The sequence below is a fragment of the Parviterribacter multiflagellatus genome, from assembly GCF_056863265.1.
This window is the reverse complement of the sequence record NZ_JBXPIZ010000004.1, coordinates 378,673-404,982: the sequence shown is the minus strand read 5'-3', so window position 1 is coordinate 404,982 and position 26,310 is coordinate 378,673. Positions and strand designations below refer to the sequence as shown.

Sequence of the window (26,310 nt, the reverse complement as noted above, 5' to 3'; positions counted from 1 at the left end):
GTCGGCCGTCAGGCGTGCGGGCGGATGGCGACCAGCGCGATGTCGTCGCGCGGGTCGCCCGCCTGGAGCTCGACCGCGCGGCGCTCGACGGCCGCGACGAGGTCCGCCGCGGACGCGCCGCGGTTCGCGGCGAGGACCTCCTCCAGCGCCTCCTCGCCCGAGCGGACGCCGCCGCGCGGGCTGCGCCGCAGCTCGACGACGCCGTCGGTGAAGAGGACGAGCGTGTCGTCGTGGTCGAGGCGCACGCGGCGCTCGCCGAAGGTCGGCTCGCGCAGCGCGCCGACGATCGCGCCGCGCAGCTGGATGCGCTCGACGCGCCCGCCCGCGCGGAGGATCATCGGGGGCAGGTGGCCGCCGGTCGCGAGCGTCACCTCCGCCCCGCGCGCGTCGGGCTGGACCTGCGCGTAGAGCACCGTCGTGAACCGGCCGGCGGGGTCGTTCTGCGCGCGCAGCGCATCGTCGAGCAGCCGCAGGTTCTCGATCGGGTCGAGCGTCCGCAGCGACGCCGCCCGCAGCGTGTGCCGCGTCAGGGACGTCAGCGCCGCTGCCTCCGCGCCCTTGCCGGACACGTCGCCGATGATCACCGTCCACACGCCGTCGCCGCTGCGGAACGCGTCGTAGAAGTCGCCGCCGACCTCGTTCTGCTCGCCCGCCGCGCGGTAGCGCGCCGCCAGCTCCAGCCCCGGCACGTCGGGGAGCGCGGGCGGGAGCAGCGAGCGCTGGAGGGTCTGCGCGATGTGCGAGCGCTCCGTGTACAGGCGCGCGTTCTCGACGCTCAGCGCCGCCCGCACCGCGAACAGCTCCGCCGTCCGCAGGTCGTCCTCGGTGAACGGCCGCGGGGTCGTCGTCCGCTCCATCCGCAGCGCCCCGATGGTGCGGCCGCGCGTGAGCAGCGGCACGACCATCGTCGCGTCGCTGAGCAGCGCCTCCTGGGACTCGAGGACCTCGAGCACCGCCGGGGGCACCGTGCGCGGGCCGGCCTCCCCCTCCGGCGCGACCGCCACCTTCCGTGCGACGCCGCGCGCGTCCACCAGCGTGAACGTGCACCGGTCGGCCAACGCCGGGACCGCGAAGCTCGCGACCTCCTGGAGCGTCGCCTCGTAGTCGCGCGTGACGAGCGCCAGCCGCTCGCCCGCGCGCGCGAGCACGTCGGCCCGCTGCCGCGCCTCCTCCGCGGCCGCCCGCGCCGCGAGCGCCTCGCGCAGCAGCCGCGTCCGCTCCTGCTCGGCGTCGTGCTGCGCGCTGACGTCGCGCACCACGCCGGCCAGGCCGGCCAGCTCGCCCTGCGGGTTGATCACCGGGAAGATCGTCGTGTTGCGCCACTGGCGCCGCCCGCCGGGGAGCACGCGCTGGAACTGATGGTCGACGCTCGCCTCCCGCCGCGCCGCGACCGAGCGCAGCAGCGCCTCGACCTGGCTCCCGAGCTCGTCGCCCAGCACCTCCGCCGGCGTCCGGCCCAGGTGCTCGGCGGCCGGCACGCCGTCGATCTTCGCCAGCGCGTCGTTGACGCGCCGGTATCGCAGGTCGGCGTCCCAGAACGCGATCCCGACGGGCGCCGCCTCGAAGACCGCGTCCAGCAGCGCGCTCGTCGCCTCCTGCAGCTTCACGGCGGCGCGCTCGGCGGTCACCTCGAGCACGACCGCCGCGCACCCCAGCAGCTCCCCGTCGCCGTCGACCACCGGGTAGAAGCTCGCGTGGAACTGCCGGGTGTCACCGGGCATCGCGGGCGTCTCGCCCTCGAACGGCACCTCCACGCGCGGGACGCGGTCGGCGAGGACGTCGCACAGGATGCGCTCGGCTCGCTCACCCATCTCCCCGAGCAGCTCGGTGGCCCGGCGGCCGAGGTGCTCGTCGGGCGCGATGCCGTTGATCGCGGCGAGCGCCGCGTTGACCCGCTGGTAGCGCAGCTCGGTGTCCCAGAAGGCGAGGCCGACTGGCGCGTTCGCGAAGAGCGCGTCCAGCAGCGCGTAGGCGTCGGTCTCTGCCGGCATCGCGCCGACTCTAAGGCTTCGGGTCGACGACGAGATGAACGACGTTCACCTGCGAACCGCGAACGTCGGCGATCCCCATCGTGTGCCGGGGCTGGCGGCGGCGGTCGGTCGGGCTGCCCGGGTTGAAGATCTGGAACCCCTCGGCCGCCTCGTGGAGCGGGATGTGCGAGTGGCCGAACACGACCAGGTCCACGTCCGGGAACCGCGCCCGCAGCCGGGCGAGCCGGCCGCGCGCCGGCCCCGCGTCGTGCACCACCGCGATGCGCGCGTCCTCGACCTCCACGACGAGCTCCGACGGCACCCCGCGCGCGGCCAGCGCCGGCTCGTCGACGTTCCCCAGCACCGCGCGCACGGGCGGGCCGAGCGCCTCGAGCTCCTCCAGCACCGGGACCGTGGCGATGTCGCCGGCGTGGAGGATCAGGTCCGCCGCGCGCAGCTCGGCGACGCAGCGGTCCGGGAGCCGCCGCCGCCCGCGGGGCAGGTGGGTGTCGGAGAGGAGCGCGACCCTCACCGACGGAAGGCCGCTGACCCCTCGTCGCGCAGCGTGCGCATCGCGCGGTAGAGCACCCAGAACGCGGGACGCACGCGGTCGTTGGGCCCGATCAGCGCCGAGTCCCACAGGTCGGTCGGCGTCGCCGTGTTCCAGTGGTAGACGTAGACGCGCGTGATCCGCGGGCTCACCGGCAGCAGCTCGTCGAACAGGTACGTCGTGACGCGGCGGGCGTGCGAGACCGACTCCGGGATGCGCCGCACCGTGTACCGCTTCTTGTTGCGGCGCTTGACCAGCCCGCCGACCTCCGTCAGCCACACCTGGCCCTTCACGCGCCGCAGCAGCTTCTTCAGCGCGACGTCCTTGAAGCGGTTGGCCTCGACGTAGTTGTGCAGGCCCCAGTACTTCGGCTCGACCTTCGAGTACCTCCGGAACCGCTTGACCCACGACAGCATGTTCGGCATGTCGAGCAGCTCGGCGGCGAGGACCGTGCAGCCCCGGCAGGCGATCCGCAGCTCGCGGTAGTACGCCGCGACGAGCTTCTCCTTGTGGCAGGTCGGCTGGCCGCAGTGGTTGGCCTCGTTCCACGTCGCGTACGTGCGCACCCACGGGTAGCGGCGCTTGAACTTCAGGAACTCGTTCCGGAAGCCCGTGGCCGTCGGGAGCTTGCGCCGGTCGACGCGCGAGCGGCCGAACGAGACCAGCGGCTGCACGCCGTTCGCGCGCGCCAGGCCCATCCAGCGATCGATCTCGGCGACCTCCCACGCCCGCGTCATCGCGTCCCACGAGACGTTCAGCCGCGCGTGCTTGACGCCGAGCATGTCGAACCGCGCGTCGGTGAACATGTCCGGCTTCTGGTCCGCGATGCCGACGACGAGCGCCTGCGAGGGCGCGGCGGCGGCCCCGAGAGCGGCGAGCGTCAGCGCGAGGACGATGGCCAGGCGCCGGATCACGCAGGCTCGGGCTCGGTGAGGATCGTGTCGTCGTGGGAGTAGGCCGGCGCGCAGCAGCAGAGCAGCACGAGCGGCACGTCCCCGGTGTTCCAGAGCTTGTGCTCGGTCCCGGGAGGGAGGACGACGGTGTCGCCCGCGCGGATCTCGCGCTCCTCGTCTCCGACCTTGATGCGTCCCACGCCCTGTGTGAACGCGTAGATCTCCTCGGAGATGCGGTGGAAGTGCGCGGTGGTCTGCCCGCCGACCGGCACCGTGGCCTCCGCGAGCGACTGGTTCTGGCTGGGAAGCGTCTGGGGCCCGGCGACCTCACGGATCTCCGAGCCGTCCTTCGTGATGAAGGGCGACGCCTCATCGAGTCGGCCGATGAGCACGCCGCCCAACGTAGCGAGCGGCCTACGCGGTGGCGGCCGCTTCCTCCTCCGGCGCGCCGAGCGGCACGCCGATCACCTTCAGCCGTCGCGACAGCGCCTTGAACGCGAACTCGTGCGTCTCGGAGCTGTGGTAGCCGAGCAGCTCGTAGTCGAACGGATCGGTCACGCCGGGCGGGACGAGCACGCCGGTGGCGATCGGGATCAGCTCCTGCAGGCGGGCCTGCACGCGGCGCCGGATGCCCGGGTCCTGGCACTGCTCCTTCAGGAACCACGTCCCGTACGCGACGTGCCGGTGCTCGTCCTGCGAGATCCGCTGGTAGCCCTCCAGCAGCCCGGCGAGGAAGCCCTGGCGCTCGAGGTAGGACTGCATGAAGTGCTGGCCGGTCAGCGCGAGCGTCCCCTCGATGACCATGTGGTAGAGCACGACGAAGTCGACCTTGGCCTCCAGGTCGCGCGGGTTCTCGATCAGCCGCTGCTGCGAGCGCACGAGGTGCCCGTCGAACAGCTCGACGAACGCGTCGTTGACGTCGTCGCGCGCCTGCTCGAGCCGGCTCTCGAACGTGCCGTCGCGCTGCAGGACCTGCGCGTAGAAGCGGTTGAAGAACTGCGCGTGGCGCGCCTCGTCGACCTGCTGGGTGGTGAGGAACGCCTCCTCGCCCTGGTCGGCGTACGACATCACCAGGCCGCTGAACTGCGTGGCGACGCGCTCCTCGCCGATGAAGAACGCCGAGAGGTTGTACGCGAGCTGGTCCTTCTCGGCCTGCGTGACGCGCTCGTCCCACTCGCGAGCGTCCTGCTCGAGGTCGATCGCGTGGGCGCTCCAGGGCTGGCGCTCCCACAGCTCGTACAGCTGCTGCGGGTTCATCAGCCTGACCTGGCTGAGCTTGGACTCGTCCGTGATCGTGCCCACGTCGCCCTGGGACGTGAGCTGGAGCAGGGTGGCCATCGGGCTAGTGAACACGCTGTTTGACAGCGTGTCAAGGCTATGATCGGTCGGTGGCGTCACTGGGACGACAGAGCGAGAAGCGCGCGGCCATCGAGCGCGACGTGCTGCGCGCGACCGAGGAGCTGCTCTCCTCGGGCGCCTCGTTCGCCGAGCTGAACATCGAGAAGATCGCGACGCGCGCGGGCATCTCGCGCACCGCGTTCTACTTCTACTTCCGCGACAAGCGGGAGCTGCTGATGCGGCTGACCAGCGACGTCAACGACGAGCTGATGGCCGCGGCCGACGGCTGGTGGACCGGCGAGACGGAGATGCGCGACGCGCTCCAGCGCATCGCCGGCATCTACGGGGCGCACGGCGCGCTGCTGCGGGTCGTCGTCGAGGTCTCGACCTACGACGAGGAGGTCGCGACGTACTGGCGCTCGCTCGTCGGGCGGTTCGTGGACGCGACGCGGGACCGGATCGTCGCCGAGCAGGAGGCGGGGCGCGGCCTCGAAGGCCCGGCCGACGCGATGGCGTTCTCGCTCGTCTGGATGGTGGAGCGGACGTTCTACGAGCACCGCGTCCAAGGCACGCCGGTCGACACCGACCAGGTCGTGGACGCGCTCACGACCATCTTCGCGCGCACGGTCTACGGCTCTACTTCAGCTTGAGGGTCTGGGTCGATCTGACCAACACGGCCCACGTGGTCGTGCTGAAGCCGCTGGTCGAGCTGCTGGAGGCCGCCGGCCACGAGGTCGTGCTGACCGTGCGGCCGTTGTCGGCCACGGTCGAGCTGCTCGAGGACTGGGGCCACCCCTTCGTGGCGTTCGGCGAGCACGGCGGAGCGGGCCGGCTGGGGAAGGCCCGCAAGGCCGCGTCGCGGGCGCGCCGGATGGTGGCGTTCGGCCGCGCGCACGGGCCGTTCGACGCGGCGCTGGCGCACGGCTCGACCGATCTGCCGGTCGCCTGCCGCCTCCTGCGCGTGCCCAATACGACGATGTTCGACTACGAGTGGGCGGTCGCGCAGCACTCGCTCAACTGCCGCCTGGCCAACCGCGTGCTGGTGCCGGAGGCGATCCCGCGCGAGCGCCTGGCCCGCTACGGCGCGCGCGGCGCCAAGCTCGTCCAGTACCCGGGGCTGAAGGAGGAGTACGTCCTGCACGGCTTCACGCCCGACGCGAGCGTGGTGGACGGGCTGGGCGTCGACCGGTCGCGGCCGCTGGCCGTGGTGCGCACCGCGCCGTCGTACGCGCTGTACCTGGGCGGGAGCGAGACGCCGCTGCTGCCGCGGCTGCTCGGCAAGCTCGACGCCGACGGGGTGCAGACGGTCGTCCTGACGCGCAACGCGGAGCAGGCGGCGGACGTGCTCGGGCTCGGCCTGGCGAACGTGATCGTGCCGCCGCGCGCGGTCGACGCCCGGTCGCTCGTGGCCTACGCCGACGCGCTGGTGAGCGCGGGCGGGTCGATGAACCGCGAGGCCGCGGCGCTCGGGACGCCGGTGTGGACGATGTTCGAGGGGCGCATGGGCGGCGTGGACGAGCAGCTCATCGCCGAGGGGCGGCTGCAGGTGCTGCGCGACGTTGACGACGTGGTCGTGCGCAAGCGCGCGTCGGCGGGCGTGCCGGAGACGACCCGCGATCCCGCCGAGCTGCTGCGGCTCGCGCTCCCGTCGGTTCCCCTCGGATGAGCACCGACGCCGTCCACGAAGCGCTCGTGGGCATCGAGGCCGCGTTCGTCGCGGCGCGCAAGCGGCGGGTCGAGGTCGCACGGGCGATCGCGACCGAGGCGCCGGACGCGAAGGCGCTGGTCGAGGCCCTGCTGCGGCGCGAGGCGGCGGACGCCGACGCCGACGCGACCCCGGCAGCACGGGCGGCGGCGGCACTCCGGGAGGCGCGCGCGGCGGCGGAGGCGTCTCGGGACGCGTCCCCGCGGGTCGCCGCGCTCCTCGCCCACGGCGAGGGCACGTGGGACTGGGCGCTCGACGAGGCGGACGCCCGCGTCGCGCCGCTCGCCGGCGACGTCGGCGAGGCGGCGCGCGCGTACGTCGCCGCGCTCCGCACGCTCCGCACCGCCTTCGCCGCGCTGGACGACGACGCGGTCCAGCAGGCCGTCACCGGCGTCGAGGCGGCGTCGGCACGCCTTGAGGCGCTCCTCGCGCGCTAGTCGCGCGACGGCCCGCGGCCGTCGCCCGCGTGGATGAGCTCCTCCATCGCCTCCTCGGGCTCCTCCTCCGCGGGCGAGAGCCGCTTGAGGCCGAGCACCTGGAAGTGGCGCGCCTTGAGGATCTCCAGCTCGTAGACCATCCAGACCGAGCCGGCGAGGACGAACAAGCCCGCGACGCCGCAGACGACCGCGTTGCCGGTGTCCCAGATGCCGAGCGGGCGGGGCGGGACGAAGCGCAGCAGCATCGCGTACGAGGCCAGCACCGCGGCCCACACGTGCAGGTACGCCGCGGTCTTGCGCTGCGACAGCCCGATGCGCATGAACCGGTGGTAGAAGTGGTTCTGGTCGGGCGCCCACGGGCGGCGCTTGTACTTGAGCCGCTTGGCGACGACGAACGACGTGTCGAGGATCGGCACGGCCATGATCAGCAGCGGCGCGGCGAGCGCGATCGTCGCCGGGGTCTTCAGCACGCCCTCCACCGCCAGCGCGCCGAGCACGAAGCCGAGCGTCAGTGAGCCGGTGTCGCCCATGAAGATCTTCGCCGGGTGGTAGTTGGAGCGCAGGAACCCGAGCGTCGCGCCGCAGACGATCGCGGCCAGCGCGGCCGCCTCCACGCGCCCGAACGACATCGCGAGGATCGCGAACGACGCGCTGGCGATGGCGACGATGCCCGCGGCGAGCGCGTCCATCCCGTCGATCAGGTTCACGAGGTTGGCGACGAGCGCGATCCACAGCAGCGTGAGCGGGATGCCCATCCACGCCTCGACGTCGAACGACGCGAACGGCACGCCGATCTGCCGGAACCACAGGTCGTAGCCGACCACCGGGATGCACGCGGCGCCCAGGACGAGCAGGAGCTTGCGGCTCGCGCTCAGCCCCTTGACGTCGTCGTACAGGCCGATCGCGGCGACGACGGGGATGCCGATGACGATGCCCTCCAGCGACCCGTCGATGTCGAGGAACAGCAACGCCGGCACGAGGATGCCGACCGCGATCGCCAGCCCGCCGATGCGCGGGATCGGCCGCGTGTGCACACGCGGGCGGTCACGCCCCGGCATGTCGAACGCGCCGAGCCGGATCGCGAGCCGCGTGACCAGCGGCGTGAGCACGACCACGAGCGCCAGCGCGCTGAGCAGGCCCCAGGCGACGGCCCCCTCGTCGACGAGCGCCTCGATGGTGTCCGTGAAGGACATGCGACCCAGTATCGCGCAGGCCCCGGCCGACCCCCTCGCGCGCGCCCGCGAAGCGCCCCCAGGACGGTCCAGGGGTAATCCCAGGGGCGCCCCGGCCGCGGCTCAAGGATCTTGGGCCGCGGCTGGACAGATGTCCGGTTGTTCGCCGGTTCCGGCGCGAGTTCCATGCTCCGCCATGCCCCGGAGAGCAGCTCGGAGCGCGCTTGCGCTCCCGTTCATCCTTGCCGCGACCGTCGCGGCCCCCAGTCCGGCGTCCGCCGCCTTCGACGCCGACGGCTTCACCTTCCAGGAGTTCGCCGGCGCGAACCGCATGCAGGCTCCTGCCGCGGACCAGACGGCCGACGGCGGCTTCGTGGTCGCCAACCCGGTCGAGGCCGAGATGCCGGAGCGCCGGGACGCGGGCGGGCGGGACCTCGTCATCACGAAGCTCGATGCTCAGGGCGACCCTGTCACGACGTGGGGCACGGGCGGCGCGGTGACCATCGCGGGCCACGCCGACTCCGTCTCGGCCGTCCGCGTGCTCGCCGACGGGACGATCGCGCTGTGGAGCTGGCGGGGCGGCTGGCTGCTGCGTCTCGCGGCCGACGGCACCGTCCTCAGCGACACGGCGCTCGACCTCGACGGGGCCGACCTCCAGGACGGCGTCCTGGAGGATGACGGGACGCTCCACACGTTCTCCGTCGACTGGGAGACCGACGCGACCGTCATCACGACCTACGGAGCGGGCAAGCCGTCCTCGGTCACCGTCGAGGACTTCCTCGCCAGCACCGGCACGGTCGACAGCGAGGGCCGGTTCGTGCTCGTGGCGATGCCCGAGCGCGGCACCCACCAGGTCATCCGCGTCGCCGCCGACGGCGCCCGCGACGGCGCCTTCGTCACGCCTGGCGTCCCGGCCGGCAGCTGGAACGTCGTCGTGACGATCGACGGGAAGGACCGGCCGGTCGTGCAGCCCGACGACAGCTGGTCGGGCGCGCCCTGGCGCTTCTACCGCTTCGACGCGACCACCGGTGCGCTCGACGACACGTTCGGCGGCGACGGCGAGGTCAAGGTCGAGGACGCCGACCTCGGCCCTGCGGCCGGGGCGGATTGGGGCTTCGTCGCGGTGCAGGACGACGGCAAGATCCTCGCGAGCGGCCTGGCCGGCGAGGCGCACACGGGCAACGGACGCGCGCTGCTGCGGATCACGGAGGACGGCACGCCGGACGCGACGTTCGACGAGAGCGCGACCGGCGCCGCGGACGGCGACGGCATCGTGATCGTCGACCGCGCGCGGACGTCGTTCGAGAGCTCGGCGCCGACGCCGGTCGACGGCGGCGTGATCTTCGCCTTCGCGGGCTGGCGCGCGGCCGAGCGCTCGCTCGACGGCGCGCCCGCCGGGACCTTCACCGGCCTCTTCGCGAAGCTGGGCCCGAAGACGGGTCCGGGCACCGGCGGCCCCGGCACCGGCGGCCCCGGCACCGGCGGCCCGGGCACCGGCGGCCCCGGCACGGGCGGCCCGGGCACCGGCGGCCCCGGCACGGGCGGCCCGGGCACCGGCGGCCCCGGCACGGGCGACCCGGGCACCGGCGACCCCGGCACCGGCGGCCCCGGCGCGGGCGGGTCGGGCACCGGCTCCGAGACGCCCGGCGGCGGCGACCAGCAGCGGGCGTCGAGCTCGACGGGCACCGCGGTGACCGTGACCGCGCAGAGCCAGCAGAAGACGCTGCGCTCCTGCGTGAGCCGCCGCAACTTCACGATCCGGCTGCGGCCGAAGGCGCTGCGCTCGGCGACGGTGAAGGTCGCCGGCAAGAGCGTGAAGGTCACGAGCAAGAACGGCCGGCTGACCGCGACCGTCGACCTGCGCAAGCTCAAGCAGGACACGTTCGAGGTGCACGTCGTCGCGAAGGACGCGAAGGGCAGGACCGTCCGCGAGACGCGCGCCTACCGCACCTGCCGCGTCGGCAAGAACGGCCGCGCCGTCAAGGGCGGCAGCGTCATCACGGTGGTCCAGGGCTGAGCGGGCTAGGCTGCCCGCGCACATGGCGGGCAGCCTCCTCATCCTCGGCGCCGGGTACATCGGCGCGAAGGTCGCCGAGCGGGCGCTCGACGCCGGCGCCGACGTCGTCCTCGCCGACAACTGGTCGACGACCGAGCGCACGCAGGTCTCCCCGCTCGAGCCGCGGGGCGCGCGGGTGGTCGACTGCGACATCCGCTCGCGCGCGGACGTCGATGCGGCGTTCGCGGCTGCGGCTGGCCCGGACGGCACCGTCGGGCGCGTCATCTTCCTCGCCGCCCAGGCGAGCCGGCCGCTCTCGTTCGCCGACCCGGACTACACCGAGCAGACGAACCTCGTCGGCCCTCGGCACGTCGCGGCGGCGACCGCCGAGCACGGCAACCCGCCGCTCGTCTACGGCAGCTCGCTGCACGTGTACGGCACCGGCCTGGTCGGCACCGTCGACACGGACCGCCCGTACGGGCCACAGGGCGACCTCGCGCACCTCTCCAAGGTGTACGCCGAGCTGCTGCTGCGGATGGAGGCCGACCGCCACGGGTTCCCCCTCGCGCTGCTGCGCCTCGGCATCGTCTACGGCCCGAGCCCGGTCGAGCACGAGCGCCCCGAGTCGCAGACCGTGATCGACAAGTTCCGCCGGCTGGCGGCCGCGGGCGAGCCGCTCACGATCGACGCCGGCGGCCGCGCCACGATCGGCGCGGTGCACGTGGCCGACGTCGCGCGCATCGCTCTGGAGGCGCACGACGAGATCGCCAACGTCGCGGCGGAGACGATCACCGTCGGCGACGTCGCCGCGCTGGCCGAGGGCCGTGCGCCGGTCGGCGGCGCCGCGTGGACGGTCGTCTCGCCCTACACGTACGACCACTCGGTCGCGGGGTACCTCGCGCAGTGACGCGCTTCCTCGTCACCGGCGCGACCGGCTACCTCGGCTGGCGCGCGACGACCCTCCTGCGCGAGCGCGGCCACGACGTCCTCCCGCTCGCCCGCCCGGGGCACGCGCAGCGTGCCGCCTCCCGCGATCTCCCCGGCCTCGTCGAGGCCGACGCCGGCGCACCCGAGGCCCGCGACCTGGTGGCCGGCCGCGACGCCGTCCTGCACTTCGCCGGCGTGCCCGACCCGCGCCGCGCCCGCGAGGACCCCGCGCGCGCGGTGCGCGAGAACGCCGGCACGACGCTCAACCTGCTGGAGGCGTGCGCGCAGCACGGCGCGGGGCTCGTCTACCCCTCGTCCGCGCGCGCGGCGTCCGCACCCGACCCGTACGCGATCTCCAAGCTCCTCGGCGAGACGGCGTGCGCCGCGCACGAGGCGCCCGCGACCTCCCTGCGCATGACGTCCGTCTTCGGCCCCGGCCAGGTGGCCTGGGAGGGCGCGACGGGCGCGATCGCCGCGTTCGCCGCCCGCGCGCTCGACGGGCGCCCGATCGCGATCCCCGGCGACCCTCACCGCACCCGCGACTTCCTCTACGTCGACGACCTCGTCGCGGGCATCGAGCAGCTCGCCGCCGAGCCGCTCGACGCGTGGCCGGAGCTGCTCTACGCGGGCTCCGGCGTCGCCACGCCGCTGCTCGAAGCGGCCGAGCTGACCGTCGCCGCAGTCGGCTCCGGCACCCCGATCGACCGGCCGGGAGGCGACCTGCCGTCCGGCGAGAACGACAGCTACGCCCTGGATCCGGGCGTCCCACGGCTAGCATCACCGGTCCGCCCGCTCCCCGAAGCGGTCGCCGCGTATGTCCACTGGCTCCGCTCCCATCCCGCTGCTCAAGGCCGCGCCGGAGCCTGACCAGATCGCCGACCGCCTCCAGGGCGGCGACTGGCGGGGGATGGAGCTGGCGCTCCTGCCGCCGCACGTCGCGTCCGACGAGGCCGTCGAGCGCGCGATCGAGGTCGTCCGCACCGGCGTCGGCGCGCGCGAGCTGACGCTGCTCGCCGAGTCCCCGGTCTCGTGGCCGAGCGGCAACCACGTGCGCGTCGACCGCCTCGACGCTGAGGCCCGCACGGGCATCCAGCGCAGCGCGCGGTTCGCCGCCGCGATCGGCTCGCCGGTGCTGACGATCCACCTCTACATCCCCCTCACGCCCGAGCAGTTCCGCGCGGGCGCGCGCGTGGACGAGGCGGCGGTGACCGAGTTCCTCACGTTCTTCGCCGACACGTGCGCCGCGCACGGCGTCGCTCCGCTGATCGAGAACGTCCCGCCCGTGCTGCGGATGCGGACCGGCGGCGCGTTCTACACGCCGGTCGGCGGCCACTGGCAGGACATGCTCGACTGGCGCGCGCGGGTGCCGGCGCTGGGCTTCACGCTCGACACCTCGCACGCCGCGCTCTTCCGCGCGTTCGCGGCCGCCTACCCGACGCTCTTCGGCCTGGCCGGCGACGAGGGGCTGGAGCTGGAGCGCTACGTGGAGGAGCTCGGGCCGCACACGCAGGTCGCGCACGTCTCCAACGCGCGCGGCATCCTCGGCGAGGGGCTCGACTACGACGCGCCCGAGGGGGAGCTCGACCTCGACCCGATCGCCGCGCGCATCGGCGAGCTCGTCCCGTACGTCGTCGCCGAGATCAACGAGCCCGACCACCGCTTCTCGCCGCACATCAAGGACGGCTACCGCCACCTGGAGCGCGCGTTCGCCCGCCCTGCCGAGCGCTGGCGCCCGCCGCCGCGGCGCCTGCCGCCGGACACGCTCGACTGGCAGGAGGTCATCGGCCGCCGCGACCCGGTGCCGGACGTGCTCGGGCTCGCCGACCGGCTCGCCGGCGCGCGCGTGCTGGTCACCGGCGGCGCGGGCTCGATCGGCCGCTCCCTCACCAACCTGCTCGCCGCGTTCCGCCCCGAGCTGATCACGGTGCTCGACACGCACGAGGCGGCGCTCACCGCCGACCGCCACCAGAAGGGCGCGCTGCGCCTGGCGGGGTTCGAGCACGTGCTGTGCGACATCCGCGATCGCGTGCGGCTCGACGCCGAGACGTCGCGCGCGCGGCCCGACCTCGTCTTCCACCTCGCTGCCTACAAGCACGTCGACTGGGCCGAGCGCTACCCGGCCGAGTTCGCGGCGACGAACCTCGACGGCTCGTGGAACGTCCTGCGCGCCGCCGAGGCCGCGGGCGCGTCGAGCGTCGTCGTCGCGTCCACCGACAAGGCCGCGCGCGCCGCGAACCTCTACGGCCGCACGAAGCAGATGATGGAGGCGCTCACCGCCCACGCGGCCGAGCGCGCCGGGGGCGGCCGCGCCGCAGTGCGGCTGGTGAACGTCCTGGGGAGCGCGGGCAGCGCGACCGAGCTGTGGCTGCGCCAGTCGCGCGCCGGCGTCCCGCTCACGCTCACCGACCCGTCGATGGAGCGCTTCTGGATCACGATGGCGCACGCCGCGTCGCTCGTCGCGCAGGGCGCGCTGGCGGCGCAGGAGGGCGCACGGCTCGTGACGGCGCACGACCCGATCGAGATGCCGATCGGGGAGCTGGCGCAGCGCATCTGGCGCGCGGCGGTCGGCGGCGAGCCGGACATGCACATCGCCGGAGTCCGGCCCGGGGAGACCATGAGCGAGGTGCTCGTGGGACCGGGTGAGGAGCTGGGCGGCGAGCTGCGCCAGGGCGTGGCGACGATCGACGGCGTGGCCGACCTCGCGCTGGCCGCGGCGCTGGTCGACGAGGTCGAGGCGGCCGGCGACGTGGACGCGCGGCGCGCGCTGTGGCTGGAGGCGATGGCGCCCGCGCCGGGCGCCGCCCAGCGGCCGTGACCACCGCGGGCCCGTTCCCCACGCCGGACGCCCCGGGCGGCGAGGTCCCCGGCACCGGCCCGCTGCGGATCCTGCTCGTCTCGCAGTTCTGGCCGGGTCCGGACGACCCCGACCTCGGCGTGTTCGTCCGGCAGGTCGTGGAGGAGCTGGAGCGGCGCGGCCACACCGTCGACCGCGCGGTGGTCGACCGGCGCGGCGCGGGGCGCGCGGGCGACGCCAAGCTCCTGCTCGACACGCTCCGTCTGGCCCGGACGCGCCGCCCCGACGTCGTGTTCGCCCACTTCCTCGTGCCCGCCGGGCTGGCCGCCGCGCTCGTAACGGTCGGCCGCTGGCCGCCGCTGGTCGTGATGGCGCACGGGCAGGACGTGCGCAACGCGCTCCACGGCTCGCTCGTCCAGCGCGCGACCGCGTTCGTCCTGCGGCGCGCGCACACGACGATCTTCAACTCCGCCTTCCTGCGCGACACGCTGCCGCTCAAGGCGCGCCGCAGCATCGTGATCGACTGCGGCGTGGACCTCGACGCGTTCGCGCCCGCCGACCCGGCCGCCGCACGCGCGGAGCTCGGCCTCGCCGATGCGCCCGGCCCGGTGTTCCTCTTCGCGGGCTCGCTGATCGAGCGCAAGAACGTCGTGCGGCTGCGCGACGCGTTCGCCGCCTTCGGGCGCGGGACGCTCGTCTGCGTCGGTGACGGCGAGCTGCGCGGCGAGCTGGAGGGCCGTGAGGGCATCGTCCTGCGCGGCCGGGTCCCCCACGCCGAGATCCCCCGCTACATGGCCGCCGCGGACGCGCTCGTCCTGCCGTCGCTGGAGGAGCCGCTCGGCCAGGTCGTCCTGGAGGCGATGGCGTCGCAGCGGTCGGTCGTCGCGACGACGGTCGGCGGGCCACCCGAGTTCGTCACGCCCGAGGCGGGTGCGCTCGTCGACCCGCTCGACGTCGACAGCATCCGCGCCGGGCTGGAGCGCGCGGCCGCGCTCGGCACCCCGAACCCCGCCGCGCGCGCCGCGGCCGAGCCGCACGCGCTCTCCCGCCAGGTCGAGCGGATGGAGGCCGTGCTGCGCGCGGCTGCCGCGAGCCGCCGCCGCTAGGCCGCCGCCAGCTCCTCGCGCGCCGCCGCGCACACGGCGACGTACTGCGCCGGCGGCATCCCGACCACCGCGCGGAAGTCGTTGACGAAGTGCGCCTGGTCGAAGTAGCCGAGATCCAGCGCCATCGCCGCCCAGTCGTCGTGCTCGCCGTCCGCGAGCAGCTCCGCCGCCTGGTGGATGCGGTAGCGCTGCAGGACCCACTTCGGCCCCACGCCGACGTACCGGCGGAAGAGCCGCTGCAGCGTGCGCTGCGACATCCCGTACCGCTCGGCGACGTCAGCGGCGCGCAGGTTCGCGGGCTCCTCCAGCATCGCGACGATCATCCGGTGGATCGTCGCGACGTTCGAGTCCGGCGCCGGCCGCCGCGCGAGCAGGAACGCCTCGACCTCCTCCACGTGCGCGTCGAAGCCGGCGCCGCGCGCCGCGATGCGCTCCGCCAGCGCATCGCCGTCAGCCCCGAAGACCGCGCCGACCGGCAGCACCGCGTCGGTCAGCTCCCACGCCGGCGCGCCGTGGAAGGGCGCGAACGCCCCGGGACGGAACTTCGTCCCGAACGCCGCGCCGCGCCCGGTCAGCTCGCGCGCGAACCGCGCCGTGCCGATGCCGTGCACCCACGTGCCGCCCGGCTCCGACGCGACGTTCACCGAGGGGTGAGGGATGACCTGCTGGGTGAACGGCGGCCGCCCGCGCAGATCCCACTCGACCATCCAGTGCCGCTCGACCCAGGGCGCGAGGTCCGGGTGCGGCTCCTCGCGCGTGAGCCGGAAGTGGCGGAACCCCTCGCGCGGGTTGACGATGCCGCGGCGGCTGGTGGTCTCCATCCGCCCCCACGCTACCTCGCCGGGGTCCGGAGGCGGCGGCCCCGGCCGTCATCGGGGGTGCGTACCCGTCATCCCCCCGACGCGTGCCGGGGTCCCCGGCGGCGAAGGTCCCGGGCATGCCATCGACCCGCCTCCTGCTGACTGCCTTGGCCGCGACCGCGGCCCTCGGCGGCGCCGCCTCCACGGCCGGCGCCGCGACCCTCGCGTACGAGGGCGACGACCTCGTCTTCCGCGCCGCGAACGGCGAGGACAACGACGTCAACCTCTACCGCGGCAGCTTCGACAGCACGAAGGCCGCGATCGGCCCCGGCTACGGGAACACGCTCACCGCGTTCCCCGCCCAGTGCGACGACTACCGCGACAACGGCAACTTCGTCGAGTGCCCGCGGCCGGCCGGCGCGATCAAGTACGTCCTCGGCGACCTCGACGACTCGTTCGCCACCAGCTCCGACTTCTGGGCCGACGCGACGATCGTCGTGGAGGGCGGCGACGGCGCCGACGACCTCGGCGGCTTCGGCGCCAAGGAGACCCTGATCGGGGGCCCGGGCAACGACAAGCTGCGCGGCTGGACCAACGCCGACGTCCTCGACGGCGGCGACGGCGACGACACGCTGGAGGGCGGCGAGGGCGCCGACCGGCTGAGCGGCGGCAACGGCAACGACAACCTCGCGCCCGACGGCTACGAGCAGCAGTCGACCGACGTCGTCGACGGCGGCGCGGGCATCGACACGATCGACGCCGACTACAGCTCCCGCTTCACCGACAGCGACCCGCAGAGCGCGTTCACCCTCGGCGGAGGCGCGGACGACGGCCGGCCGGGCGAGAACGACGACATCCAGGGCGTCGAGCGCCTCACGCTCACCGCGCCGGGCGGCCGCATCGTCGGCACCGACGCGCCGGAGTTCATGAAGCTCCACCAGGTCGGCGAGCCCGGCGCGCTGATCGGCAACGGCGGCGACGACGAGCTGCGCGGCGGCGACGGCGAGGACACCGTCGACGGCGGCGCCGGCAACGACCGCCTCGACGGCGGCTTCGGCGACGACAACATCACCGGTGGGCCCGGCCGCGACACGATCACCGCCGACCAGGCCACCAGCGAGTGCAGCTACCTGTGGTGCAAGCACCCGTTCGGCAACGACACCGTCAACGTCCGCGACGGCGAGGCGGACTCGGTCACGTGCGGCACCGGCACCGACAAGGTGATCGCGGACGCCGCGGACACCATCGCGCCCGACTGCGAGCAGGTCGACCGCGCGGCCGCCGCCGGCCCCAAGCCCGTCGCGACGGACCCGAAGAAGGGCACGACGAAGAAGGACGGGGCGAACGGCAAGCAGCTCAAGCTCGCCCCGGCGCTGCGCAGCGGCCTCAAGCTCACCCTCACGGGCGTCAAGCGCGGCACGATGGTGCGCGCGCTGGAGGGCCGCAGGACCGTCGGCAGCGGCCGCGCGAAGCGCGGCGGCAAGGTGACGATCCGCTTCACCAAGGCCGCGAAGAAGCGGCTGGCGAAGAAGCACACGGTGAAGCTCACCGTCGTCGCGGGCAAGCGCCGGACGACGGTGACCCTCACGAAGTAGCGGCTAGGCCGTCGCGGCGGCCTTGCCCAGGTGCTCGTACAGGGGGTAGCGCTCGGCGATCGCGGCGACGCGGTCGCCGAGCTCCCCCTTGCGGGCCTCGAAGTCGTCCTGCAGCGCGGCCGCGATGATCTCGCCGATCTCGGCGAAGTCGTCGGCCTGGACGCCGCGGGTTGCCAGCGCCGAGGCGCCGACGCGCAGGCCCGACGAGACCGCCGGCGGACGCGGGTCGAACGGCACCGCGTTGCGGTTGACGGTGATGCCGATCTCGTGCAGCCGGTCCTCGGACTGCTGGCCGTCGATCGGGGACTCGCGCAGGTCGACGAGCACGAGGTGCACGTCGGTCCCGCCGGTGAGGACGTTGACGCCGTTGCCGGCGCCGACGAGCTTCTCAGCGACGGCCTGCGCGCCCGCGACGGTGCGCTCCTGCCGCTCGCGGAACGCCTCGGTCGCGGCGATCTTGAGCGCGATCGCCTTGCCGGCGATGACGTGCATCAGCGGGCCGCCCTGCTGGCCCGGGAAGACGGCCGAGTCGATCTTCTTCTGGTGCTCCTCGCGGCACAGGATCATGCCGCCGCGCGCGCCGCCGAGCGTCTTGTGGATCGTCGTGGTGACAACGTCGGCGTACGGCACCGGGTTCGGGTGGATGCCCGCGGCGACCAGGCCGGCGAAGTGCGCCATGTCGACCATGAGGAGCGCGCCGACCTCGTCGGCGATCGCGCGGAAGCGCTCGAAGTCGAGGATGCGCGGGTACGCAGACCAGCCGGCGAGCAGGAGCTTCGGCCGGCGCTCCTTCGCGATCCGCTCGACCTCGTCCATGTCGATGAGCGAGTCGGACTCGCGCACGTGGTACGGCGCGATGTCGTAGAGGCGCCCCGACACGTTGATCTTCATGCCGTGGCTGAGGTGACCACCGTGCGGGAGCGCGAGGCCCATGATCGTGTCGCCCGGCTGCAGCAGCGCGTGGTAGACCGCCGCGTTCGCCTGCGCGCCGGCGTGCGGCTGCACGTTCGCGTGGTCGGCGCCGAACAGCTCCTTCGCGCGGGTGATCGCCAGCATCTCGGCGACGTCCACGTGCTCGCAGCCGCCGTAGTACCGGCGGCCCGGGTAGCCCTCGGCGTACTTGTTCGTGAGCACCGAGCCCTGCGCGTCCAGCACGGCCTGCGGCACGAAGTTCTCGGACGCGATCATCTCGAGCGTCCGCTGCTGACGGCCGAGCTCGAGGTCGAGCACCTCGGCGATCTCGGGGTCCACGTCGGCGACGGGGCGGTTGAAGAAGTCCTGGGGCAGGTCGGTCACGGCGATCCTCCGAAGGTGTGCGGCGGGGTGCCCAGGCGCGCGGCGAGCTTGCCCCTGCCGCTTCCCGGTGGTCGGTTCCACCCGTGGCGCCAGTCGCGGCGGAGCACCCCCAAGGCTACCGCGTCCGGCCGGCCGGGCGGGCCGGATCAGGTGAGGTAGCGGTCGGGGTCGGAGGTGACCTCGAGGAGCTCCTCGAGGCGGGTGGTCTGGAGGACGCGCTGCACGACCCGGCCGCCGCGGACGAGCACGAGCTTCCAGCCGCCGCGGCGGGCGCGGCGCTGGGCGGAGACGATGCGCGCGAGGCCGGTGGAGTCGAGCATCGTCAGGCCGCGGAGGTCGACGAGGATGAGCTCGGGGCGCTGCAGCTCGATCGACAGCATCCGGCGGTCGAACGCGTACGCGGTGGCGAGATCGAGCTCCCCGGACAGGGTGACGCGGATCGTGCCAGGCCGGGGCTCGTGCTCGGTGACCTCGAGCGGAGCCATGCGGGCGACCCTACTCCTTCGCCGCAGTCAAGTTCCAACAGCTACAAGCCGGAGAGCCGCGCGCGCAGCTCGTCGCGCGCCAGCGCGCCCTCGCGCAGGACCTGCCAGTCGCGCGTCGTCTCGAACTGCCGCAGATCCACCACGGTCGACGGCGTGCCGGGCAGCTCGCCGCCGTCGAGCACCATGTCCGCCTCGCGCCGGATGTCCTCCGGCACGTCCTCCAGGCGCCGCGCGTCGGCGCCGCCGGCGTGGTTGGCGCTCGACTGCAGCACTGGCCAGCGCACCGACTCCAGCGCCGCGCACGACGGCGGGAGCGCCGGCACGCGCAGGCCGATCGTGTCCGGATCGGGCCCCGCCGCGAGCGGGAAGCGGTGCGCCGGGTTGGGCAGGAGCAGCGTCACGCCGCCGGGCACGAGCGCCTCGACCGCCGCACGCGTGCGGTCCCCCAGCTCCGGCAGCGCGGCCAGCGCCAGCTCGACGCGGAAGAACATCACCGCCGACGGCTTCTCCGGCCGCCGTCCCTTCAGCTCGTACAGCCGCGCGACCGCGTCGTCGAGGTCCGGCTCGCAGGCCAGCCCGTAGACCGTGTCCGCGGGGAAGACCGCCACGCCGCCCACCGCGATGCACCGCGCGAACGTCGCCGCGTCCTCGACCGACACCGAGACCGTCATCGCCGCCCGATCACCACCCGCTCGATCCGCGCGAGGTCGCGCCGGATCTCCACGTCGCCGAACGCCGCGCCCGCCATCAGCGCCGCGACCTCCTGCGCCTGCCCCTCGCCGATCTCCAGCGCCACGAACCGCACGCCGCTCGCCTCGCCGCACCGCGCCACCAGCCGCCGCACGACGTCGAGCCCGTCGTCACCCCCGAACAGGGCGCCGGACGGCTCGTGGCGCACCTCGGCGGGGAGCCGCTCGCCGCGCGCGACGTAGGGCGGGTTGGAGATCACGGCGTCGTAGCTGCCCGTGAACAGGTCATCCTGAACGAACGCGACGTCCAGACCGAGCCGCGCCGCGTTCGCGCGCGCGACCTCCAGCGCATCCGCGCTCACGTCCGTGCCGGTCACCTGGAGCGACGGCCGCTCCTCCTTCAGCGCCAGCGCGATCGCCCCGCTGCCCGTCCCCACGTCCACGACCGTCGAGCCCTGCGGCAGCTCCAGCCCCGCCTCCACCAGCAGCTCCGTCTCGGGCCGCGGCACGAGCACGCGCGGGTCGACCTCCAGCTCGATGCGCCGGAAGCCCTTCGTGCCCACCAGGTACGCGACGGGCTCGCGCCCGACGGTCCGCCGCCGCACGAGGTCGCGGAAGGCCGACGCCGCCGGGCCCGCCACCTCGGCGTCCGGCTCGGTGTAGAGCTTCGTCCGCGAGACGCCCATCGCGTGCGCGAGCAGCACCTCCGCGTCGAGCCGCGGCGTGTCGACCTGCGCGGCGTTCAGCGCCACGAGCGCCGAGTCCAGCGCCTCGCGCACGGGCGTGCCGGAGAACGGCGTCACGTGTGCCTCAGGCGGTCGCCGCGTCGGCGCCGGCCTGCTGCTCGAGCTTGCGGCGCTTCTCGTCGTTCTGGAGCGCGTTGGTGAAGCCCTCCAGCTCCCCCTCGAGCACCTGCTCGAGGTTGTGCTGCGTGAGCTTGATGCGGTGGTCGGTCACCCGCCGCTCGCCGTAGTTGTACGTGCGGATCTTCTCGGCGCGCTCGCCGGAGCCGACCTGCGAGCGCCGGTCCGCCGACACCGCGGCCTGCTGCTCGGCCAGCGCCGCCTCGTACAGCCGCGCGCGCAGCACCTTCATCGCGCGCTCGCGGTTCTGCAGCTGCGACTTCTCGTCCTGCATCGACACGACGACGCCCGACGGCTTGTGCGTGATGCGCACCGCCGAGTCGGTCGTGTTGACCGACTGGCCGCCGGGGCCGGACGAGCGGTAGACGTCGATCTGGAGGTCGTTCGGGTCGATGTGGACGTCGACCTCCTCCGCCTCGGGCAGCACGGCCACCGTCGCGGTGGACGTGTGGATGCGGCCCTGGGACTCGGTCGCCGGGACGCGCTGGACGCGGTGCGTGCCGCCCTCGTACTTGAAGACGCTGAACGCGCCGTCGCCGCGGATCTCCAGCGTGTACTTGCCGTCGCCGACCTCCATCGCCTCGGCGGTGAAGCCGCGGCGCTCGGCGTACTTGGAGAGCATCCGGAAGAGGTCGCCGGCCCACAGCCCGGCCTCCTCGCCGCCCGCGCCGCCCTGGATCTCGACGATGACGTTCTTGTCGTCGTTGGGGTCGCGCTCGACCATCGCGAGGCGGATCTCGTCCTCGAGCTCGGTCACCCGCTCGCGCGCCGCGCCGAGCTCCTCGCGCAGCTCGGGGTCCTCCATCTCGGCAAGCATCTCCTGCGCGCCCTCGACGTCGCTGACCGCCCGGCGCCACTCGGCCGCGAGCTTCGCGGCGGGCTCCAGCTGGCGGTACGTGCGACCGACCGCGGCGTAGCGCTCGCGGTCCGCGATCACCTCGGGATCGCTCATCTCGCGCTCGGCCTCGGCGAAGCGCACCTCGATCTGCTGAACGAGCTGCTCGATCATGCGCCTGCCAGTCTAGGCGGGGTGCTCGCCATCGTCCTCGCGCTCGGGACCTCTGTGGCGTACGGGACGTCGAACTTCCTCGGACCGCTCCTCGGACGCCGCCACCACGTCGCCGCCGTCCTCCTCATCGGACAGCTCGCCGCGCTGGTCGGCGCGCTCGCCCTCGTGGTCGCCTCCGGCGAGTCGCCGCCGCCCGGCCACGCGGTCGCGATCGGCATCGTCGCGGGGGTCGGGAACATCCTCGGCCTGGCGTGCTTCTACCGCGCCGCGCAGCTCGGGCCGGTGTCGATCGCGGCGGCCATCGGCGCGCTCGGGACGACGTTCCCGGTCCTGTACGGCCTGGGGAACGGCGAGTCGCTCGCCACGCACCAGGTCGGCGGCGTGCTGCTCGCGGTCGCCGGCGCCGTGCTCGCCGCGCAGAAGCCGGCGGACGGCCCCGCGCCGTCGCCCGCGTTCCTCGGCTGGTCGCTGCTCGGGGCGGCCGGCTTCGGCGGCTTCCTCATCGCGCTCCCCGAGGCCGCGCAGGACGGCTCGGAGTGGGCGCTGCTCGACGCGCGCCTGGCGGTCGTCGTGCTGCTGGTCGGCGGGATCATGGTCCTGCGCACGCCCGCGACGTTCCGCCCGCAGAGCGCGCCGCTGCTCGCCATTCCCGGCGCGCTGCTCCTGCTCGGCACGATCGCCTACACCGAGGCGACCGCGCGCGGTCAGATCAGCATCGTCGCGGTGCTCTCGTCGCTGGCCACCGTCGTGACCGTCGCGCTGGCGTTCGCGATCCTCGGTGAGCGGCTCGCGCGCCCGCAGCAGATCGGCGTCGCGGCGGCCGTGGTCGGCACGGTCCTGCTCGCCGTCTGAGCGCGCCTACGCGGCGTCGCGGCGGAACGTCGCCGTGAAGCGCGCGACGGCGTCCGGGTCGAACAGCGTGCCCGCGTTGCGCTCCAGCTCGGCCAGCGCCGCCGCCGGTTCCAGCGCGCGCCGGAACGGCCGGTCGGTGAGCAGCGCCTCGTAGACCATCTGCACGATCCGCGAGCTCTCCTCGTCGCGGGTCGTGTTGCGCAGGCCGGCAGCCGCCCGCGAGGCCTTGTCCTGGTAGAGCCGCGCGTCCGCGATCCGCATCGCCTGCGCGACGTCGCCCGCCTCGACGGGGAGCCGCACCGCGCCACCGGACGCCGCGATCCGGACGCCGGCGTGCTCCTCGACCAGCGCCGCCCGCGCCGCGGCCAGCGCCCGCGGCCCGCGGCCGCGGAGGAGCACGCACAGCTCGTCGCCGCCCAGCCGGTAGGCCTGGCCGTCGGCCGCGACCGCCGCGTGCAGGCGCTCGGCCAGCCGCGCGAGCAGCGCGTCGCCTGCCGGGTGGCCGAAGCGGTCGTTGTACGCCTTGAAGCCGTCGAGGTCGAAGATCGCGAACACGAGCTCCTGGCCCGACTGCCGCCAGGCCAGCGCGTGCTCGAGGTCGCGCGTCAGCGCGCGCCGGTTCGGCAACCCGGTCAGCGCATCCGTCGCAGCCTCCTCGCGGGACGTGGCGATCATCCGCGTGCCGTCGACCAGCGCGAGGACGTACCGGACGAGCAGCAGCGCCCCGCATGCGACCGACAGGAGGATCGGCGCCTCGTCGAGCCGGTGGTAGTGGTCGAGCGTGAGGATGCCGAGCACGATCACCGCGGCGACGCCCGGGACGGTCGCGAGCGTCCACCGGCCGAGCCGCTCGGCCGAGCCCGGCAGCGACGGCTGCCACGCGGCGAGGGCGAGCAGGCCGGTGCCGGCGATCCAGCCCACGTCGAGGAACGTGTTCTCCACGTACGTGCCGCGCGCGCTCTGCGCGAGGAAGATCAGGTCGCTGACCGCGAAGACGACGAGGCCCGCTCCGAGCAGCAGCCACGTCGCGCCGACGCGCCGCCCGGCGAGCACGAACACGCCGGCCACGACCGCCAGGAGCACGATGTCGAGCAGCGGGTACGCGAGGTTCGTCGCGACCGTGAGCGTGTCGCCACCGGTCTCGGACATGACGTAGGGGAAGACGATCGCCGAGCCGGCCGCGGCGGTGGCGACGGTCGCGATGACGCCGTCGAGCAGCAGGCGGCCCTGGAGGCCGACGAAGCGGGCACGGAGGAGGAAGACCACGCCGAGGTAGACGCAGGGCGCGAAGCCGAGGTAGAGCGCGTCGGCGGGCGACGGGAAGGGCGGGTCGTCGAGGTGGGTGAGCGCGATCGACCAGTAGACGTCGCCGGCGAGGTAGAGCGCGATGCCGGCGGCGACGACCGTCCACGCCGCGCGCTCGCGCGGGCACGTCCGCGCGCGTCGCACGACCGCGGCGAACGCCAGCAGGTGCGCGGCCTGGTAGGCCAGCGTCGCCGGATGGAGCGGCCCGGCCTCGGCGCCCGCGCGCACGAGCGTCCACGTCGCGAACCCCGCGACGAGCAGCCAGTTCGCGAGCAGGAGGAGCCGCGGTGCGCGCACCTCCCTGTGATCGGCGGTCAGCGCCGCAGGTTTATGGCGCCCTTGCAGGGAGGTTGTGCGCGGAGAGGGTCATCGCTGCCCCGTTTCGCCCGCCGCAGACCGGCCGCATGGCGAGCGGCCGTCTCGGCGAGCAGGAGGCGATGAGGGCGCCTGCGCACCCTCCTTCGGCACGCGCGTGTCCCGGTTGAGCGGCTCGGCGCCCGCGTGCGCCGCTACGCGGCGACTTCGATGCCGAGCCGGTCGGCCTCGTCGACCGCCTCGGGCGACTCGACGGCGAGCACCGCCTCGAGCGCCGCGATCGCGACGGCCAGCTGCGCGAGGTCGGGCTCGCGCGTCGTCAGGCGCTGGAGCTGCATGCCCGGCCACATCAGCACGCGCGCCCACCGCTTGGCCCGGTTGCGGCCGAACCACTTGATCGCCTCGAACGCCAGGCCCGCGACGATCGGGATGCCGATCACGCGCGAGAGCAGCAGCCAGTGCAGCTCGAGCTTGCCGAACGGGGCGAAGACGAAGATCGCCACGATCATGACGATCAGCAGGAAGCTCGTGCCGCAGCGCGGGTGCAGGCGCGAGAAGCGCTGGGCGTTCGCCGGCGTCAGCGGCAGCCCGGCCTCGTAGCACGAGATCGTCTTGTGCTCGGCGCCGTGGTACTCGAAGACGCGCTGCAGGTCCCGCATCCGCGAGACGAGGTACAGGTAGCCGAGGAAGATCGCGATGCGGATCGCCTTCTCGACGACCACGAAGACGAGGCCGTTGTCGTCGCCGGCGCCCGAGACGGACGCGAGCGTCGCGGGCAGCAGGAAGAAGAGCCCGACGCTGAGCGAGAGCGCGAACGCGATCGTCGCCGCCCAGCCCTTGCCGGACAGCTCCTTCTCGCCCTCGCCCACCTGCGCGTTGGCGGAGATGCCGAGCGCCCGCATGCCGATCGCGAGCGACTCGACCAGCGCGACGCTGCCGCGGACGACCGGCAGCCGCAGCAGCCGGTGCTTCTTGAGGACGCTGACGAGCGGGAACGACTGGACGTCGATCGACTCGTCGGGCCTGCGGACGGCGACGGCCCACGTGGAGACGCCGCGCATCATCACGCCCTCGAGGACCGCCTGGCCCCCGATGGGTGCGTCCTGCTGCGCGACGAGCGGGCGGTCGCCCGGCTGGGCGGCGGCCCGCTCGGTCATCGCACGTCTTACTTCTGCGTGCTCTTCGCCGCGCGGCGCTTGAACCGCTCGACGCGGCCACCGGTGTCGACGAGCTTCTGGCGGCCCGTGTAGAACGGGTGGCAGTTGGAGCAGATCTCGACGTGGATCTCAGGCTCGGTCGACCGGGTCACGAAGGTGTTGCCGCACGTGCAGGTGACGCGGGACTCGACGTAGTCGGGGTGGATTCCGGTCTTCATGACAAGTGAGTCTATCGGCCGTCAGCACAGCCGCCTGGAGCGGTTGTCGCGCTCGTTGGACTCCTCGACCTCGTCGTCCGCGTCGACGCGGAACTGGATCGGCGCCGCGGGCGTGCACGGGCGCCGCCCGACGAGCTCGACCGTCGCCGTCTCGCCCGCCGGCAGCCCGGGCAGCGTGCGCCGCACCGGCTCGGTCTCGCCGAGCAGCTCGACGGTGAAGAGCGGCGCCGCCGTCGGCCCGTCGTTGCCGACCCGCAGCGTGTAGGTCGTCGCGCCGTCCGCGGCGGTGACGGCATCGAGCAGCTCGATCGTCAGGTTCGGCCGCTGGTCCGGCTGCTCGCACACCGGCGTGCGCCGCGTCGTCTGCTTCTGCAGGCCGTCGGCGTCGTACCAGCGGAACTGCACGGCGGCGCGGTACTCGGCCGCGGGCTTGAGCCGCTCGACGCGCTTGGTGTAGACGAACCCGCTCTTGCCGGCGAGCGAGCGCTCCCACCGCCCGAAGCCCTTGTGGCGCACCTGCGCCCACGCGCGCCCAGGGCTCGACCTCACGTAGAGGTCGAACCTCATGGCCATCCGGGTCGTCCCGACGGCGGCCGGCATCGAGCCGGTGAAGAGGGCGAACCGCTCGTCCGGCGTCGCGCCGCTCACGCAGGCGGCGAGCGACGCCTTCAGCGGCGGCGGCGAGGTGACCGGGTCTGCGGGGCCCTGCGCGGCGGCGGTCGGGACGAACAGGAGGGACAGGAGGACGACGAAGGGGGCGCGACGCATGCTCGGTGGTCCGAAACAGCGCCGCGCCCCCTTTGTTGCGCGGTTTGTCAGCGCGGTGACCCGCGCTTGG

26 protein-coding genes and 1 riboswitch are annotated in these 26,310 nt (G+C 74.1%); of the genes, 10 read left to right on the top strand and 16 right to left on the bottom strand.

Annotation, left to right across the window (positions count from 1 at the left end):
* Positions 1–8 precede the first annotated feature (8 nt).
* Genes AC1UE5_RS11320 through AC1UE5_RS11300 form a run of 5 tightly spaced genes read right to left on the bottom strand, consistent with a single transcriptional unit; the run spans position 9 to position 4,751 of the window.
* Entirely contained in the window at positions 9–1,991 is a 1,983-nt protein-coding gene (locus tag AC1UE5_RS11320) for a SpoIIE family protein phosphatase (RefSeq protein WP_482923224.1), read from the bottom strand.
* 10 nt (positions 1,992–2,001) lie between these two features.
* Positions 2,002–2,502 (bottom strand): metallophosphoesterase family protein, encoded by a 501-nt coding sequence (locus AC1UE5_RS11315; RefSeq protein ID WP_482923222.1) that lies wholly within the window; start codon positions 2,500–2,502, stop codon positions 2,002–2,004.
* A complete protein-coding gene (locus AC1UE5_RS11310) occupies positions 2,499–3,434 on the bottom strand; it encodes a hypothetical protein (RefSeq protein WP_482923220.1) in 936 nt (311 codons plus the stop codon). The genes AC1UE5_RS11315 and AC1UE5_RS11310 overlap by 4 nt, the downstream gene beginning before the upstream one ends.
* Positions 3,431–3,805 (bottom strand): cupin domain-containing protein, encoded by a 375-nt coding sequence (locus AC1UE5_RS11305; protein WP_482923217.1) that lies wholly within the window; start codon positions 3,803–3,805, stop codon positions 3,431–3,433. Before AC1UE5_RS11305 ends, AC1UE5_RS11310 begins: the two co-directional genes overlap by 4 nt.
* Positions 3,806–3,827: 22 nt before the next feature.
* Positions 3,828–4,751 (bottom strand): ribonucleotide-diphosphate reductase subunit beta, encoded by a 924-nt coding sequence (locus tag AC1UE5_RS11300; RefSeq protein ID WP_482923215.1) that lies wholly within the window; start codon positions 4,749–4,751, stop codon positions 3,828–3,830.
* 50 nt (positions 4,752–4,801) lie between these two features.
* Here AC1UE5_RS11300 and AC1UE5_RS11295 point away from each other — a divergent pair, with 50 nt between their 5' ends.
* From AC1UE5_RS11295 to AC1UE5_RS11285, 3 genes are read left to right on the top strand one after another with little or no spacing between them, the layout of a single operon-like run.
* Positions 4,802–5,401 (top strand): TetR/AcrR family transcriptional regulator, encoded by a 600-nt coding sequence (locus AC1UE5_RS11295; RefSeq protein WP_482923213.1) that lies wholly within the window; start codon positions 4,802–4,804, stop codon positions 5,399–5,401.
* On the top strand, positions 5,398–6,417 hold the full coding sequence (locus AC1UE5_RS11290; protein WP_482923211.1) for a DUF354 domain-containing protein: 1,020 nt from the start codon (positions 5,398–5,400) through the stop codon (positions 6,415–6,417). Before AC1UE5_RS11295 ends, AC1UE5_RS11290 begins: the two co-directional genes overlap by 4 nt.
* Positions 6,414–6,893 (top strand): hypothetical protein, encoded by a 480-nt coding sequence (locus AC1UE5_RS11285; RefSeq protein WP_482923209.1) that lies wholly within the window; start codon positions 6,414–6,416, stop codon positions 6,891–6,893. The genes AC1UE5_RS11290 and AC1UE5_RS11285 overlap by 4 nt, the downstream gene beginning before the upstream one ends.
* Here the strand turns inward: AC1UE5_RS11285 and AC1UE5_RS11280 are convergent.
* Positions 6,890–8,086 (bottom strand): glycosyltransferase family 4 protein, encoded by a 1,197-nt coding sequence (locus AC1UE5_RS11280; RefSeq protein ID WP_482923207.1) that lies wholly within the window; start codon positions 8,084–8,086, stop codon positions 6,890–6,892. The genes AC1UE5_RS11285 and AC1UE5_RS11280 overlap by 4 nt on opposite strands.
* 175 nt (positions 8,087–8,261) lie before the next feature.
* On the opposite strand from AC1UE5_RS11280, the gene AC1UE5_RS11275 reads away from it, so the two are divergent.
* Genes AC1UE5_RS11275 through AC1UE5_RS11255 form a run of 5 tightly spaced genes read left to right on the top strand, consistent with a single transcriptional unit; the run spans position 8,262 to position 14,888 of the window.
* Positions 8,262–10,082, top strand: a complete 1,821-nt coding sequence (locus tag AC1UE5_RS11275) for an NHL repeat-containing protein (protein ID WP_482923205.1) — start codon at positions 8,262–8,264, stop codon at positions 10,080–10,082.
* A 22-nt stretch (positions 10,083–10,104) separates the two neighbouring features.
* Positions 10,105–10,968, top strand: a complete 864-nt coding sequence (locus AC1UE5_RS11270; RefSeq protein WP_482923203.1) for an NAD-dependent epimerase/dehydratase family protein — start codon at positions 10,105–10,107, stop codon at positions 10,966–10,968.
* Complete coding sequence (locus AC1UE5_RS11265; RefSeq protein ID WP_482923201.1) at positions 10,965–11,855, top strand: NAD-dependent epimerase/dehydratase family protein; 891 nt, start codon at positions 10,965–10,967, stop codon at positions 11,853–11,855. The genes AC1UE5_RS11270 and AC1UE5_RS11265 overlap by 4 nt, the downstream gene beginning before the upstream one ends.
* Complete coding sequence (locus AC1UE5_RS11260) at positions 11,803–13,803, top strand: polysaccharide biosynthesis protein (RefSeq protein WP_482923199.1); 2,001 nt, start codon at positions 11,803–11,805, stop codon at positions 13,801–13,803. Before AC1UE5_RS11265 ends, AC1UE5_RS11260 begins: the two co-directional genes overlap by 53 nt.
* Positions 13,800–14,888, top strand: coding sequence for a glycosyltransferase (locus AC1UE5_RS11255; protein WP_482923197.1), 1,089 nt, complete (start codon positions 13,800–13,802; stop codon positions 14,886–14,888). Before AC1UE5_RS11260 ends, AC1UE5_RS11255 begins: the two co-directional genes overlap by 4 nt.
* Here AC1UE5_RS11255 and AC1UE5_RS11250 read toward each other — a convergent pair.
* Positions 14,885–15,709 (bottom strand): DUF6597 domain-containing transcriptional factor, encoded by an 825-nt coding sequence (locus AC1UE5_RS11250; RefSeq protein ID WP_482923195.1) that lies wholly within the window; start codon positions 15,707–15,709, stop codon positions 14,885–14,887. The two genes, AC1UE5_RS11255 and AC1UE5_RS11250, sit on opposite strands and share 4 nt — an antisense overlap.
* Positions 15,710–15,825: 116 nt before the next feature.
* Between AC1UE5_RS11250 and AC1UE5_RS11245 the strand changes: the two genes are divergently transcribed.
* Complete coding sequence (locus tag AC1UE5_RS11245; protein ID WP_482923193.1) at positions 15,826–17,283, top strand: calcium-binding protein; 1,458 nt, start codon at positions 15,826–15,828, stop codon at positions 17,281–17,283.
* Between the two features lie 3 nt (positions 17,284–17,286).
* Here the strand turns inward: AC1UE5_RS11245 and glyA are convergent, their stop codons facing one another.
* The 5 genes from glyA to prfA form a co-directional block, all read right to left on the bottom strand.
* Entirely contained in the window at positions 17,287–18,579 is a 1,293-nt protein-coding gene (glyA, locus tag AC1UE5_RS11240) for a serine hydroxymethyltransferase (protein ID WP_482923191.1), read from the bottom strand.
* 22 nt (positions 18,580–18,601) lie between these two features.
* Positions 18,602–18,686, bottom strand: a riboswitch (ZMP/ZTP riboswitch).
* A gap of 39 nt (positions 18,687–18,725) precedes the next feature.
* Positions 18,726–19,064 (bottom strand): STAS domain-containing protein, encoded by a 339-nt coding sequence (locus AC1UE5_RS11235; protein ID WP_482923189.1) that lies wholly within the window; start codon positions 19,062–19,064, stop codon positions 18,726–18,728.
* Between the two features lie 41 nt (positions 19,065–19,105).
* The gene (locus tag AC1UE5_RS11230) at positions 19,106–19,735 is read right to left on the bottom strand and encodes an L-threonylcarbamoyladenylate synthase (RefSeq protein ID WP_482923187.1); all 630 of its coding nucleotides are present in this window, start codon (positions 19,733–19,735) and stop codon (positions 19,106–19,108) included.
* The gene (prmC, locus tag AC1UE5_RS11225) at positions 19,732–20,556 is read right to left on the bottom strand and encodes a peptide chain release factor N(5)-glutamine methyltransferase (protein WP_482923185.1); all 825 of its coding nucleotides are present in this window, start codon (positions 20,554–20,556) and stop codon (positions 19,732–19,734) included. Before prmC ends, AC1UE5_RS11230 begins: the two co-directional genes overlap by 4 nt.
* A 7-nt stretch (positions 20,557–20,563) precedes the next feature.
* On the bottom strand, positions 20,564–21,625 hold the full coding sequence (gene prfA / locus AC1UE5_RS11220; protein ID WP_482923183.1) for a peptide chain release factor 1: 1,062 nt from the start codon (positions 21,623–21,625) through the stop codon (positions 20,564–20,566).
* 21 nt (positions 21,626–21,646) lie between these two features.
* Between prfA and AC1UE5_RS11215 the strand changes: the two genes are divergently transcribed.
* Positions 21,647–22,477, top strand: coding sequence for an EamA family transporter (locus AC1UE5_RS11215; RefSeq protein ID WP_482923181.1), 831 nt, complete (start codon positions 21,647–21,649; stop codon positions 22,475–22,477).
* A 6-nt stretch (positions 22,478–22,483) separates the two neighbouring features.
* Here AC1UE5_RS11215 and AC1UE5_RS11210 read toward each other — a convergent pair whose 3' ends face one another.
* From AC1UE5_RS11210 to AC1UE5_RS11195, 4 genes are all read right to left on the bottom strand, one after another.
* On the bottom strand, positions 22,484–24,079 hold the full coding sequence (locus AC1UE5_RS11210) for a GGDEF domain-containing protein (protein WP_482923179.1): 1,596 nt from the start codon (positions 24,077–24,079) through the stop codon (positions 22,484–22,486).
* A gap of 212 nt (positions 24,080–24,291) precedes the next feature.
* Entirely contained in the window at positions 24,292–25,254 is a 963-nt protein-coding gene (locus AC1UE5_RS11205; protein WP_482923177.1) for a DUF1385 domain-containing protein, read from the bottom strand.
* Between the two features lie 8 nt (positions 25,255–25,262).
* Positions 25,263–25,472 (bottom strand): 50S ribosomal protein L31, encoded by a 210-nt coding sequence (gene rpmE, locus AC1UE5_RS11200; RefSeq protein WP_482923175.1) that lies wholly within the window; start codon positions 25,470–25,472, stop codon positions 25,263–25,265.
* Positions 25,473–25,493: 21 nt separating this feature from the next.
* On the bottom strand, positions 25,494–26,240 hold the full coding sequence (locus AC1UE5_RS11195; RefSeq protein WP_482923173.1) for a CARDB domain-containing protein: 747 nt from the start codon (positions 26,238–26,240) through the stop codon (positions 25,494–25,496).
* Between the last annotated feature and the right edge of the window lie 70 nt (positions 26,241–26,310).

Bases quoted from the DNA above. Each gene is read 5' to 3' on its own strand.
- AC1UE5_RS11320 (WP_482923224.1), bottom strand. From the start codon at position 1,991: ATGCCGGCAGAGACCGACGCCTACGCGCTGCTGGACGCGCTCTTCGCG.
- AC1UE5_RS11300 (WP_482923215.1), bottom strand. From the start codon at position 4,751: ATGGCCACCCTGCTCCAGCTCACGTCCCAGGGCGACGTGGGCACGATC.
- AC1UE5_RS11285 (WP_482923209.1), top strand. From the start codon at position 6,414: ATGAGCACCGACGCCGTCCACGAAGCGCTCGTGGGCATCGAGGCCGCG.
- AC1UE5_RS11280 (WP_482923207.1), bottom strand. From the start codon at position 8,086: ATGTCCTTCACGGACACCATCGAGGCGCTCGTCGACGAGGGGGCCGTC.
- AC1UE5_RS11275 (WP_482923205.1), top strand. From the start codon at position 8,262: ATGCCCCGGAGAGCAGCTCGGAGCGCGCTTGCGCTCCCGTTCATCCTT.
- AC1UE5_RS11270 (WP_482923203.1), top strand. From the start codon at position 10,105: ATGGCGGGCAGCCTCCTCATCCTCGGCGCCGGGTACATCGGCGCGAAG.
- AC1UE5_RS11260 (WP_482923199.1), top strand. From the start codon at position 11,803: ATGTCCACTGGCTCCGCTCCCATCCCGCTGCTCAAGGCCGCGCCGGAG.
- AC1UE5_RS11250 (WP_482923195.1), bottom strand. From the start codon at position 15,709: ATGGAGACCACCAGCCGCCGCGGCATCGTCAACCCGCGCGAGGGGTTC.
- AC1UE5_RS11245 (WP_482923193.1), top strand. From the start codon at position 15,826: ATGCCATCGACCCGCCTCCTGCTGACTGCCTTGGCCGCGACCGCGGCC.
- AC1UE5_RS11235 (WP_482923189.1), bottom strand. From the start codon at position 19,064: ATGGCTCCGCTCGAGGTCACCGAGCACGAGCCCCGGCCTGGCACGATC.
- AC1UE5_RS11230 (WP_482923187.1), bottom strand. From the start codon at position 19,735: ATGACGGTCTCGGTGTCGGTCGAGGACGCGGCGACGTTCGCGCGGTGC.
- prfA (WP_482923183.1), bottom strand. From the start codon at position 21,625: ATGATCGAGCAGCTCGTTCAGCAGATCGAGGTGCGCTTCGCCGAGGCC.
- AC1UE5_RS11205 (WP_482923177.1), bottom strand. From the start codon at position 25,254: ATGACCGAGCGGGCCGCCGCCCAGCCGGGCGACCGCCCGCTCGTCGCG.
- rpmE (WP_482923175.1), bottom strand. From the start codon at position 25,472: ATGAAGACCGGAATCCACCCCGACTACGTCGAGTCCCGCGTCACCTGC.
- AC1UE5_RS11195 (WP_482923173.1), bottom strand. From the start codon at position 26,240: ATGCGTCGCGCCCCCTTCGTCGTCCTCCTGTCCCTCCTGTTCGTCCCG.